Source organism: Nocardiopsis sp. iso_40 (assembly GCF_056173285.1).
In genome coordinates, this window is sequence record NZ_CM149666.1 from 1,113,336 (window position 1) to 1,125,978 (window position 12,643).

The following is a 12,643-nucleotide window of genomic DNA, read 5'->3' on the forward strand; positions in this document are numbered from 1 at the left end:
GCGGCCCGGGGAGGGAGTGGCCCCGGACCGCTCATCGGGGGGAGGAGGTCAGCAGGTGCCGACGCGGTCCCAGACGCCCCACTCGCCGGTGGTGCCGGGCTCCTCGCCCCGGGTCCACCAGCGGGCGGTGTAGACCGAACCGCCGTGGGAGACCGAGTCGCCCTGCGTGTACACGCTGCCGGAGCTCCAGGCGGGGGCGTCGCAGCCGGGGTCGGTCGGCTCGTCGGTCGGGGAGGGGGTGGGCGTGGGGTCCGGGCCGGGGTCGCCGGGGCCGCTGCCCAGCCGGGCGGAGATGGTGTCGGCGAAGTCGTAGCCGTTGGTGGCGTCCCAGTTGATCGACCAGGTCATCACGCCGCCGATCGGGCCGTACGGGGTGGCGGGGGAGAAGGAGCCGCAGTTGGTGCCGGCTTCCAGGCAGTCCAGGGCCGCGATGATGTCGCTCGGGGGCATGTGCCCGCCGCCCGCCGCGGAGGGGACCGCGGGCAGCCCCAGTCCGACCTGGCTCGGGTCCAGGCCCATCTCCAGCTGGATGCAGGCCTGGGCGGCGACGAAGTCGCTGGTGCCCTGGTGGTAGACGCCGTTGTCACACCCCAGCATGGAGCCGGAGTTGTAGTACTGCATGTTCACGATGGTGAGGATGTCGGAGATGTTCCCGGCCAGCTGGTAGTAGCCGGCGCTGGTGCTCTGGAAGTCGATGGTCTGCGGGGCCATCGTGATGATCAGGTCGTCACCGACCTGGCCGCTGAGGTCGTGCAGGGCGTTGGACATGTGCTCGGCGTTGATGCCGTGCTCCAGGTCGATGTCCACGCCGTCGAACCCGTAGTCCTGCATGAGCTGGCGTGTGGTGTCCGCGAAGTTCCGGGCCTGGGTGGGGTTGGTGACGTCGACGTGTCCGAGTTCGCCGCCGACGGAGATGATCACCTTGCGGCCCTCGGCCTGGATACCCGCGATGTCCTCGCGGAACTGCTCCTCGGTGTAGCCGTTCAGCTCGCTGCTGGCCAGGTTGAAGGTGATGCCGCCGTCGAGTTCGGGGTGGTTGTCGGCGAAGGCCACCGCCACCAGGTTGTACTCGCTGGGGATCTCGGAGAGCGGCATCACCGTGGAGCCGTTGTCGAAGTTGTGCCAGTAACCGGTGAGCCACTGGTCCGTCTGCTGGACCTCGGTGGTGTCGGACACGGTCTCGATCTCCGTGAGCGTGGCCTGACCGCAGGCGGCGACGAGGGCGGTCGCGGCCGCGGCGAGGCCCCCGAGAAGGGTCAGCCGGGTCTTGCGGGGGGTGGGCATGCGGGGGTGTTCCTTTCGTCGTGCGGAAGACGAAGAGGTGGCTCTCTGGGAGCCGGGTCGTGAGCCGGGCTAATTGTTAGGAAACTTTAAAGTTGCCGGGGCGGGGCGTCAACGGAAACGGTAAGGAAAGTTTGCAGTTTTCTTGGGCACCCGGTACCACCCGTGACCCCGCACTCCGCACACACGGGAGCCGCCGAGCCCGCACGAGCCCGCTCCACAACCGGGTCTGCTCTGTTCGGAGCCCGCAACGCCCCCGCACGGGCGTTCGCGGTCCGCTCCCGCGACCGTGCCCCCGCCCCGGCGCACCGGGACGGGGGCACGGTGCGTCGGGGCACCAGGCAGGGGGGCGCCGCACGGGGCCGGGCGGTCGGCGCGGTTCCCGTCAGCGCACGCCCGCCGTCAGCACACGCTCCCGGTCAGCGGACCTCGACGAAGTCGTCCGGGTCGCGCGGCGGCCGGTCCCTGGGCGCCTCGGCCGCGTAACCCACTGCCACCGCGCCCATCGGACGCCAGTCGTCGGGCACGTCCAGCACCTCGCGCACCACGTCCGCGCAGAACATCGTGGAGGAGATCCACGCCGATCCCAGGCCCTCCATGGCCAGGCCCACCAACAGGCTCTGCACCCCGGCGCCCATGGCCACCAGGAACATCGACTGCTCGGCCCCGGCCCGGCGCTCGTCCGGGTAGGGGTGTGCGCCGTCGGCGACCAGGAACGGGACCACCAGGTAGGGCGCGCCGCGCAGGACGTCGCCGCGCCTGGTCCGCCTGGCGATCTGCTCCTCGGTGAAGCCGTCGCCGCGCAGGTCGGCCACCCAGGCCTGGAGCATCGAGTCGAGCAGCCGCTTACGCGTGTCCGCCGACTCCACCAGCACGAACCGCCACGGCGTGGTGTGGTGCGGGGCGGGCGCGGTCACGGCGGTGGCCACCGCCCGGCGCACCAGGGCCGGGTTGACCGGCCGGTCGGTGAAGGAACGCACGGTCCGTCGGGCCGGGACCACGTCCCGCGACCCGTACCGGAACATGTCGGCGTCGGCCGGGCGCACCAGCTCCGCGGCGCCGGGGCCGTCCTCCTCGGTGACCAGGTCGCCCAGGCCCGAGACCACCGCGACCGGAACACCCGAGGTCTTGCCCTTGACCAGCTCCCCCGCGCCCGCGATCTCGTCGGCGACAGCGTTGACCGTCGCCTCCATCAGGTTGCCGTGGGTGTCGACGGTGCCGCGCAGGTCCTGCACGGCGCGCAACCCGGCCGCACCGATGGCCACGTCGGTCTGGCCCACCCGCCACGGACGGCCGAACGTGTCCGAGACGATCACCCCCACGCGCACGCCCAGGCGCGCCCGCAGGCCCGCGCGCAGACCGCGGGCCGAGGCGTCGGAGTCCTCCGGCAGCAGGAGCACGGTGCCCTGCTCGACGTTGGAGGCGTCCACCCCCGCCGCGGCCATGACCAGCCCCTGGCGGGTCTGCACGATCCGGGTCCGGCCCATCCGCGCGACCACGCGCTCGGTCTCGGCGTCGACGGCCTCGTCGCGGTCCCCGCGCACGGAGCGCCCCTCGGCCTTGCTGACGATCTTGGAGGTGACGACCAGGACGTCGCCGTCGAGCAGCGGCTCACCCGAGGCGGCCACGGCGTCGGCGATCAGCGCGGCGATGTCGTCACCCGGGCCCACCTCGGGCATCCCGGCGAGTCCGCGTACCCGCACCCCGGCGCTCACCGCTGGCCGGTCCGGTGCTCGGACAACTCCACGGCCAGGTCCACGGCGGCCCGGGCGAGTGCCTCGGTGGCCTCGGGGCCGCTCATGTACAGCGGACGCGAGCGCACCTCGATCCCGTCCACCTCGGTGCCGGCGTCGGCCTCGTCGACCAGCCAGCCGTCCAGCAGGTCCGAGCCGAGGTGTTCGGCGACCGCGCCGGCGCTGGTCCGCACACCGATCGCGTCCAGGCAGGCGTCCGCCATCCCGCGCACGGGGGCGTCTCCGATGATCGGTGAGACGCCCACCACCGTCTTGTCGACCATGGCTTCCCGGATGCCCTCGATGTTGAGGATGGAGCCCACGCTCACCACCGGGTTGGACGGCGGGATGATGACGGCGTCGGCGTTGCGGATGGCGCGGATCACACCGGGGGCGGGCTTGGCCTTCTCCGCGCCCAGGCTGATGATCTCCTCGGCGGGCAGCGCGGCGCGGTGTCTGATCCACCACTCCTGGAAGTGGATGGCCCGGCGGCCGTCCCCGTCGTTGACGACCACGTGCGTCTCGACCTGGTCGTCGGTCATCGGCATCAGCCGCACGCCGGGCTGCCAGCGGTCGCACAGCGCGGTGGTGATCGCGGAGAGGGGGTATCCGGCAGCGATCATCTGCGCTCGGACGATATGGGTGGCGGTGTCCCGGTCGCCCAACCCGAACCAGGTGGGTTTCATCCCGTAGGCGGCGAGCTCCTCCTTGACGGTGAAGCTCTCGTCGGCCCTGCCCCAGCCCTGTTCCTCGTTGATCCCGCCGCCGAGGGTGTACATCACGGTGTCCAGGTCGGGACAGATCCGGAGACCGAAGAGGGTGATGTCGTCACCGGTGTTGCCGATGACGGTGATCTGGTTCTCTGTGGCCTGGTTCGATTCGGTGGCCGCGTCCGTTCCGAGGGCGGCCTTGAGGCCGCGGAGGAAACGTGCGCCGCCGATACCGCCGGCCGGTACGACTATCCGCATGCGCCCAAGTCTGGCAGGCTGGGGGCGTGTATGGGTCGTCTGCCCCGCAGTGGATACGATCCGGCGTGACCGATTCGGTACCGACGGTGCGTGAACCTTCGGGCGGCGGTCGCCATCCCATCTCATCGGCCCTGCGTTCGGTGTCCCCGTTGTTCCTTCCCGGGCGCGCTTGGGTCGATTCACCCGACAGCCCGACGATATGCCAAGCTTCCTCCGACGCGACGGCGAAGCAGCAGAGGGGAACCTCTCTTGAACAACGAAACACTAGAACGCCTGCGCCTGCCCGGGGCCTGGGTCCTGCTGGGCGCCGTGGGCGTCCAGATGCTCGCCGGACTCATCTCGATGATCATCCGGTCCAACGACCAGTACTCGAGCTTTCCCCTGGCGATGACCAGTAGCGGCGGCAGTTTCTACGGAACCACCACCACGCTCCTGATCATCGGCGCGGTCGCCCTGGTGCTCACCAGCGAGCGGGCCAGGGCCTCGGCCTTCCCCGTGGTCCTGACCTCGATGATCATGGTCGGTATCGGGTTGCTGTTCTGCCTCATCAGCGCGATCAGCGGTTTCGTGGACGTGAACGACGGCGGCTTGGCCTTCGCCGGCTTCCTCTCCACCGCCGCCCAGGGCGCGGTGCTCGGTTTCTTCGGGTTCTACCTGATCAAGATCTTCAACGACCCCACCGTGGTCCCGCGGGCGCAGCCGCAGCAGCAGATGTACAACCAGCAGCCGTTCCCGCCCGCGACCGGTGCCCAGCAGTCGTTCGCCCAGCCCGGCTATCCTGCGGCGGACCCCGCCCAGCAGGCCTACGGCTACGACGCCCAGCAGCAGGCCGCCTACGGTCAGGACGCCTACGGCCAGGCGCAGCCGCAGTACGGGCAGGACGCGGCCGCGCAGCAGGCCTACGGCTACGACGCCGCCCAGCAGGCGCAGCAGGCGCAGGCCTACGGCACCGGTGCCCAGCAGGCCTATGGTTACGACCCGGCGCAGCAGGCGCAGGCCTACGGGACCGGCGCGCAGCAGGCCGCCTACGGCACCGGCGCCCAGCAGGCCTACGGGCAGGACGCGGCCGCCCAGCAGGCCTACGGTTACGACCCGGCGCAGCAGGCGCAGGCCTACGGCACGGGCGCGCAGCAGGCCGCCTACGGCACCGGCGCCCAGCAGGCCTACGGCCAGGACGCCTACGGCCAGGTGCAGCCGCAGTACGGCCAGGACGCGGCCGCGCAGCAGGTCAACGAGTACGGCCAGGCCTACGACCCGTCCCAGTACGCGCCGCAGGCCGGGGCCGACCAGCAGGCCCAGGACGCCATCCAGCACGGTTGGTACCAGGACCAGGCCCAGCAGGGCCAGGACGCACCCGCCGAGCCCGGAGTTGAACCATTCTTTAACTCCGGTGAGAACACTGGTGGTGAGTCGTCCGACCAGAGTGGTGGGACGTACGGAAGCCAGTACGGTTCCGGCCCCGGCTACGGCTCTGACCAGCAGGGACAGGGCGGTACCGACAACCAGCAGAACTGGTACGGCAGCGACGGCCAGCGCTGAACCGGCTCGGGCCACCGCGCTCTCCGCACCTTGGGAAGGTACGTGAATTGCGTGGTAATCCACAGAACGGACATCGCGGGCCTGCCGTTCACGGTTCGTTACATGATATTCAGTGGATTACCACGCAGGGCGCTTGACTCACAGTGAGGCGCACGCGTGTAATTCCAATGTGGGATTTCCACCCGACCCGGGGGACGAAAAGGGTCGGGGACATCTATCGGGGGGCTACAGGAGGTGCGCATGAGCGAGGTCATCCCGCTGGCGCACGGCTCGGACGAAGATCTGGGCTGGCAGGAACGTGCCCTGTGCGCGCAGACGGACCCGGAGGCGTTCTTCCCCGAGAAGGGCGGCTCGACCCGGGAGGCCAAGAAGGTCTGCCAGTCGTGCGAGGTCCGTGCGGAGTGCCTGGAATACGCGCTGGAGCACGACGAGCGCTTCGGCATCTGGGGGGGACTCTCCGAGCGCGAGCGCCGAAGGCTGAAGAAGGCCGCCGGGGGAGATTTCGATTTCCTGGCGGACATGCTGTAGGAGTGCGCGTCACAGCGCGCCCGGGCCACGAGCCCGGGCGCGCTTTTTTCATGTTCGGTGTACTTGAGTACCCTTCGTGCCCTTGGGCATGATTGGTGACTCATGCCTTCTGAGGGCTGAATGTTCCGATATGGTCGCCCCGGGCAGACCCGACCTAATAGGCCCCTAATGGTTCGGGGTGGCGTATCGTGATGTCCCGCGCCCGCGAGTCGCGCCCGGCGCACCCCGACGCCCACCGGCCGCCCCGGCCAGCAGAACCCGGACCCGCACGCGGGCCCGTCCCTTCTCCCGGAGAGAACCCACCACAGCCGTGCTTGACCTGGATTCCGCCCGCCATGTCGTCACCGCGGTCATCGTGTCCCACGACGGTGCGCGATGGCTGCCGGAAACCCTGTCCGCGCTCCGCGCCCAGACCAGACCCGTGCAACGGGTCGTGGCCGCCGACACCGCGAGCTCCGACGACAGCACCGACGTCCTCGCGGACCACCTCCCCTCCGACGCCGTCCTCGGCCTCCCCGCCTCGACCGGCTACGGCGACGCGGTCAGGGCCGCCCTCGAACTGCCGCGGGCCGACACCGAGGTGCACGGCTTCGACGATGACGCCACGGAGTGGATCTGGCTCATCCACGACGACCTCACCCCGGAGAAGGACACCCTCGAACAGCTCCTCGCCGCCGCTGACGAGGATCCGCGCACCGCCGTCCTGGGCCCCAAGCTCCGTGACTGGTTCGACCGCCGCCTCCTCGTGGAGGCCGGTGTCACCATCGACGGCGCGGGCCGCAGGGAGACCGGGCTGGAGCAGCGGGAGTTCGACCACGGGCAGCACGACGGCACCAGGCAGGTCCTGGCCGTCTCCAGCGCGGGCATGCTGGTGCGCCGTGACGTGTGGGAGCGCCTCGGCGGCTTCGACCCGGCACTGCCCCTCTTCCGGGACGACATCGACTTCTGCTGGCGGGTGGGCGGAGCCGGGCTGAGGGTTCGCCTCGTCACCGAGGCCGTCGCCTACCACGCCGAAGCCTCGGCCCGCCGCCGCAGGAGGATCACCGCCACCCGCAACCACCCCCGCCGGGTGGACCGCAGGCACGCGGTGTTCGTGCTGCTGGCCAACCTCCCCTTCGGCGGCATGGTGTTCGCGCTGCTGCGCAACTCCGTGGGCTCACTGCTCCGCGTGATGATGTACCTGCTCATCAAACAGCCGGCCAACGCCCTGGACGAGGCCGCCGCCATCACCCTCGTCTACGGCCGTCCGTTCCGCCTGGCCCGGGCCCGGTTCCGGCGCCGCCGCGACCGCCGCCGCACCTACAGCGCCATCCGGCCGTTCCTCGCCAGGGGCGTGGCCATGCGGCAGTTCGCCGACGCGGTCACCGGCGTCCTGACCGGTGAAAGGGTCGGCGACACCGCCGGACGCCACCAGGCGGTCACCGTGCCGCCCGGGGAGGACGACGACGGGCTGGCCGACGACTCGACGTCGTTCTTCCGGAGGGTGGTCCTCCAACCCGGGGTCCTCCTGGTCATCGGCCTGACCGTCGTCACGATCATCGCCGAACGCCGGCTGCTGTTCGGCGACATGCTCGCCGGCGGCGCCCTGCCGCCGGTCACCGGCAACGCCATGGACCTGTGGAACCTGTACCTGTCCGGCCAGCCCGACAGCGGGGCGGGGGCGGGGGGACCGGCCCCGCCCTACGTCGGGTTCCTCGCACTGCTGTCCACCCTGGCCCTGGGCCAGCCGTGGCTTGCTGTGATGGTCATCCTGCTGGGCTGCGTCCCACTGGCCGGACTCACCGCCTACCTGCTCGCCAGGGAGGTGCTGCGCTTCCGCCCGGCCCGCGTGTGGATGGCCGGAGCCTACGCCCTGCTCCCCATGGCCACCGGTGCGGTGGCGCAGGGCCGGTTGGGCACCGCCCTCGTCCACGCCCTGCTGCCCGTCCTCGGACTGCTGCTGGTCCGCCTGGTCTCGATGCCGCCCAAACCCTCCCGACGGGCCGCCTGGGGGCTGGGTCTGACACTCACCGCCAGCACCGCCTTCGTCCCCCTCGTCTGGCTCCTGTGCCTGGTAACAGGGGTCCTGGTCGCGGTCGCCTTCGGCCACCTGGGGCGCCGGATCTACGTCAGCGTCGCGATCAGCCTGTCCGTGCCGGTGGTCCTGCTGATGCCCTGGTCGCTGGAGCTGCTGCTGCACCCGAGCCTGTGGCTGCTGGAGGCCGGGCTGCACCGGCCCGAGCTGTCCGACCCCGGGGCGACCCCCGTCGAGCTGCTCATGCTCTCGCCGGGCGGCCCCGGCACGCCCCCGTACTGGGTGACCGCGGGGTTCATCGCGGCCGCCCTGTGCTCCCTGCTCCTGCTCCGCAACCGGATGCTGGTCGCGGCGGGCTGGTGCCTGGCCCTCTTCGGGATGCTCATCGCCGTCCTGACCAGCCGGATCGTCATCGAACCCCACTTCGGCGGCCCTCCCGCCCAGGTCTGGCCCGGCGTCGCCCTGGCCTTCGCCGCGACCGCCGTGCTGCTGACGGCGGCGACGGCGGCCCGAGCCTTCGGGGACATGATCAGGGGAAAGACCGCGCCGCAGGCGTCCGTTGAGGGTGGCGGAGGGCGACGGGTGGGCCGGAGCCTGCGGAGGTACTTCGCGCTGGGTGTGGCCGCCCTGGCCCTGGCCACCCCCGTCTCCGCGGCGGCCCTGTGGATGTGGGAGGGCGCCGACGGGCCGATCACCGCGAACGCCCCCCGCTCGGTCCCCGGGGCGCTGGAGAGCGTCAGCTCCGACGGCACCGGGCCCCGGGCGCTCATCGTCACCCCGGCCGAGGACGGCGGTGCCCACTACGTCGTGGTCCGCGGCCGTGAACCGCGGCTGGGGGAGGAACGGGTCCTGCCCGGCCCCGGGGCCCGGGCCGCCTTGGACCGGGCCGTCGCCGAGCTCGCCGCGGGCCAGGGCGGCGAACAGCTCGTCACCCTGCTCGACCACGGTGTCCAGTACGTGGTCTACCCGCGCCCGGAGCTCGGCGGCTCCGTCGACGCCACCATGGTCGACACCCTCGACGGCACCCCGGGGCTGACCCGGCAGTCCCTGTCCGACCACTACGGGCTCTGGCGGCTCGCCGAACCCACCGGGGCCCTCCGGGTGGTCTCCGAGGACGGACTGGAGGCCGAGGCACTCCAGGTCACGGGCCCCTCGGACGAACTCACCGCCGAGGCGGGCGAGGGGCGCACCGGTCGCCGGCTGGCCCTGGCCGCTCCGGCGGACGGCGGTTGGCGCGCCACCCTCGACGGAACCGAACTGTCCCCGGTGAGCACCGAGAACGGAACCCAGGCCTGGGCCCTGCCGGTGCACGGCGGTGAACTGCGCGTCTGGCACACGGACCTGGTGCACACCGCCTGGATGGCCACTCAGGGCGCCCTGCTCCTGATCGTTGCGGTACTCGCCGCCCCGGGCGTGCGCACGGAGGAGGAGCGAAGGCTCATCGAGGCCACCCCGATGCCGTCGCCGCGGCGCCCCCGCCGGGGGCCGCTGGCCCGCTCCTCGGGGCCCGGGCGCCGGAGCGGGGTGAACAGGGGCGCCCCGGACCCCGGCCGGGGAGAGGCCCCCGGGGGGCCCGACGGCCCCGAGGACGGACCCGAGAGCGGTCCGCGGGCCCGGCAGAGCGCTCCGGAGCCGACCACGACCGGATCCATCCCCGTGGTGGGCGGCAGGCGCCGTTCCGGCCGGGGCACCCGGCGGGCCGGGAGCCGCAGCAGGCAGGAACCGGGCCGCAGGCGCCGCCCCAAGGCGGACGAGGGCGGGGGCCGGGCCGGAGGCCGACGCCGTGCGGGCTCGCCCCGCCAGCCCCGGGACGCATCGGACGGCACCGGCACCGACGAGTGGGAGGAGTAGGTCGTGCGACTGATCGTGGAGAACCGGTTCGCGCTGTTCGGGCTGGTCGCACTGGCCCTACTCGCGCTGTTCGGGGTCGCGTTCGTGATCCGGCCGATCGACGCGGAACTCGGCGTCACCGAGCCGGGGACCGTCCGGCCGGAGCTGGCCGCCCGGGTGTGCCCGGCCCCGCACGAGTCGGACGACGACGGTGCGGAGAGCTCCGTGGCCGCTTTCGCGCCCCGGGTCAGCCGGGACGACGAGGGCTCGCTGTGGGCCGTCCCCCTGTCCGGGGTCCCGGAGGAGGACGAAGAGGGAGCCGGGGACGCGCAGGACGAGGAGGAGTCCGGCGAGGCGGCGGACGAGGAGGACCCGGCCCCCGGCGCTGCGGCGGACGAGCGGGGCGAACTCCTGGGCGAGGAACAGACCGAACCCGGTCGCGTCTGGCGCACCGACACCGGCGACGCGGCCGTGCCCACCGCCCTGCACGCCGAGGGCTCCCTCGCCTCCGGCCTGGACGCCGCGCAGACCACGGTCTCCTCCGACGGTGTCACCGAGGTCCGCTGCGCCGAGCCGGCCATCGGCACCTGGTTCGCCCTGCCCGGCGCCGCGGACCCCGAAGGCGTGGACCTGGACGCCCTCACCGTGCACCTGGCCAACCCGGAAACCTTCCGGGCCACCGTCAGCGTGGACATCTACACCATGGAGGGCCCCTCCTACTCGTCGGAGAGCCGCGGCATCCACCTGGGCCCGGGGGAGTCCACCCGGCTCGACGTCACCGAGCTCATCCAGAGCACCAGCTCGATCGGTGTCCACGTGCGCACCAGCACGGGCCGTGTCTCCGCCGCACTGCTCGCCGAACACTCGGCCGGCCACAGCGACTGGGTCCCGCCCACCCGGGCACCGGACGAGCGGCAGGTCGTTCCCGGGGTCCCCGGAGGCAAGGGGACCCGCCGCCTGATCGTGGCGGCCCCCGGCGACGCACCGGTCGAGGTGCGCGTGCACGTGGTGGCCGCCCAGGAGGAGACGGAGTCGGACGGGGAGGAGGCCGGAGAGGGCGACGCCTCCGGAACCGCCGGTGACCCGCTGGTCCTGCACGTGCCACCGGCGGCCTCGGCCTGGCTGACCCTGCAGAGCGTGCTCGACGGGCGGCCGGGGACGGTCGTGGTGGAGGCGGACGCCCCCGTGGTCGCCGGGGTGATCGCCGAGGACTCCGAAGCCGTGGATGACGACCTGCGGGTCGTGGAGACCGCGTACGCGGCGTCCGTGGACCCGCTGCAGGGGCCGCTGGACACCACGGCCGTCATCCCGGACATGCCCGAGGGGACTGACGTCGAGGTGGTCCTGGGTGCCCTGGAGGGCGACGCCAGGGTCGTGGCGACCCCGATCGCCGCCGACGGCAGCATGGGCGACTCCGTGCGCGCCGAGGTGGCCGCGGGGACCACCCACGTCTTCGGAACCGACACCGAGGGCTGGGGAGCTCCGGCCGGGACCGACCCCGAGGACGGACACGCGGTGCGGCTGGAACTGCTGGAGGACTCCGGGCCGGTGTACATCGCCCGGGTCCTGCGCGCGGGCGGGGGGATCAGCGTGCTGCCGGTACGCCCCGCACCCGTGTACGTCGAACTGCCGGTCGTGCGCAACAGCATGACCGGTGTGGTTCCCTAGGCCCGCGTTCGTCCGGGCCCCGCGCGACCCGCGGAGGTCAGCTCTCCGGGTCGACCGACTCGGGTTCCACCCCGAGCAGGTTGGCGACCTCCTCGACCACGGTCTCGTGGACCAGGAGGGCCATCTCCTCGGGATCCTTCGTCCGGATCTCCACGGGGCGCCGGTAGACGATGATCCGCGCCCGCCCGGCGGGGTCGGTCTCCAGGCGGGAGAAGGGGATCGTCTCGGACAGCTCACCGCGGGGCGGGATCGGGGGAACGTCCTCCACGAGGAAGTCGACGTTCGCGAGCTCGCGGGCCCACAACCGTTCGAGGCGTTCGACCGCGTCCAGGACAAGATCGTCGAAGGCCTGCGCCCGGCTACGGGAAACAGGTAGGTCAGAGGGCACGAGAGGACCGCGGATGCCTCGGCCGCGGCGGTCCCGGCGCCGCACTCGGTCTGGTTGGCCACTGGAAAGGCGCACTCGTCGCACACCTTGAGACTAAGCCATCACGGGCCCGCAGCGTAGCCCTGGCGGCCAACCGGCGTCAGGGCCGGCCCCGGACGGGGGCGCGTCGGCCCTCCACGGCGCCGCACGACCTGCCCGGGTCAAGAACAGTCGCCCAAAAACTGTGCAGGTCATGGGACGATGCTGGCGTGTCCCTCGGTAAAGGCATACAGTCAAAAGCTGTGAGCCATGTTCGACGCTGTTCCCGCACCGCGTGCAGGCAGCCCGCCGTATTCACGCTCACGTACGTCTACGCCGACTCCACGGCCGTACTCGGTCCGCTCGCCGCCTACGTGGAACCGCACTGTTACGACCTGTGCGCCATACACGCCGAACGGCTGACCGCGCCGCGGGGCTGGGAGGTCGTCCGGCTTCCGGTCGAGACGTCGGGGGGTGGTCCAGGCAGTGATGACCTGGAGGCCCTCGCCGACGCCGTACGTGAGGCGGCGAGGCCGCCGACGCGCCCAGAGCCGTCCCCCGGGGAGCCCGTGGGTGAAGGCCAGGAGACGCTGCGCCGCGGGCACCTGCGTGTGGTCAAGTCCGACCGCGGTGAGCAGCGGCCACCGCACCCCGAGGGCTGACGGCCCCGGCCCGA

At 72.2% G+C, this 12,643-nt stretch carries 9 protein-coding genes; 5 read left to right on the top strand and 4 right to left on the bottom strand.

Annotated elements, in window-relative coordinates:
* Positions 1–48 precede the first annotated feature (48 nt).
* From AC0VYD_RS04950 to cofD, 3 genes are all read right to left on the bottom strand, one after another.
* Positions 49–1,284, bottom strand: a complete 1,236-nt coding sequence (locus AC0VYD_RS04950; RefSeq protein WP_475478791.1) for a glycosyl hydrolase family 18 protein — start codon at positions 1,282–1,284, stop codon at positions 49–51.
* Positions 1,285–1,700: 416 nt separating this feature from the next.
* Positions 1,701–2,996, bottom strand: coding sequence for a coenzyme F420-0:L-glutamate ligase (locus AC0VYD_RS04955; protein ID WP_475478792.1), 1,296 nt, complete (start codon positions 2,994–2,996; stop codon positions 1,701–1,703).
* Complete coding sequence (cofD, locus tag AC0VYD_RS04960; protein WP_475478793.1) at positions 2,993–3,982, bottom strand: 2-phospho-L-lactate transferase; 990 nt, start codon at positions 3,980–3,982, stop codon at positions 2,993–2,995. Before cofD ends, AC0VYD_RS04955 begins: the two co-directional genes overlap by 4 nt.
* 249 nt (positions 3,983–4,231) lie before the next feature.
* Here cofD and AC0VYD_RS04965 point away from each other — a divergent pair, with 249 nt between their 5' ends.
* The 4 genes from AC0VYD_RS04965 to AC0VYD_RS04980 all read left to right on the top strand — a co-directional run bounded on the left by AC0VYD_RS04965 (position 4,232) and on the right by AC0VYD_RS04980 (position 11,561).
* Positions 4,232–5,521 (top strand): hypothetical protein, encoded by a 1,290-nt coding sequence (locus AC0VYD_RS04965; protein WP_475478794.1) that lies wholly within the window; start codon positions 4,232–4,234, stop codon positions 5,519–5,521.
* A 240-nt stretch (positions 5,522–5,761) separates the two neighbouring features.
* Complete coding sequence (locus AC0VYD_RS04970; protein WP_014908913.1) at positions 5,762–6,049, top strand: WhiB family transcriptional regulator; 288 nt, start codon at positions 5,762–5,764, stop codon at positions 6,047–6,049.
* Between the two features lie 310 nt (positions 6,050–6,359).
* Positions 6,360–9,914: a glycosyltransferase gene (locus AC0VYD_RS04975; RefSeq protein ID WP_475478795.1), complete on the top strand. Its 3,555-nt coding sequence runs from the start codon at positions 6,360–6,362 to the stop codon at positions 9,912–9,914.
* Between the two features lie 3 nt (positions 9,915–9,917).
* A complete protein-coding gene (locus AC0VYD_RS04980; RefSeq protein ID WP_475478796.1) occupies positions 9,918–11,561 on the top strand; it encodes a DUF5719 family protein in 1,644 nt (547 codons plus the stop codon).
* Positions 11,562–11,598: 37 nt separating this feature from the next.
* On the opposite strand, the gene AC0VYD_RS04985 is transcribed toward AC0VYD_RS04980, so the two are convergent.
* Positions 11,599–11,994: a metallopeptidase family protein gene (locus tag AC0VYD_RS04985; protein WP_473041030.1), complete on the bottom strand. Its 396-nt coding sequence runs from the start codon at positions 11,992–11,994 to the stop codon at positions 11,599–11,601.
* Between the two features lie 236 nt (positions 11,995–12,230).
* Between AC0VYD_RS04985 and AC0VYD_RS04990 the strand changes: the two genes are divergently transcribed.
* On the top strand, positions 12,231–12,629 hold the full coding sequence (locus AC0VYD_RS04990; protein ID WP_452546433.1) for a DUF3499 domain-containing protein: 399 nt from the start codon (positions 12,231–12,233) through the stop codon (positions 12,627–12,629).
* The last annotated feature ends 14 nt before the right edge of the window (positions 12,630–12,643 follow it).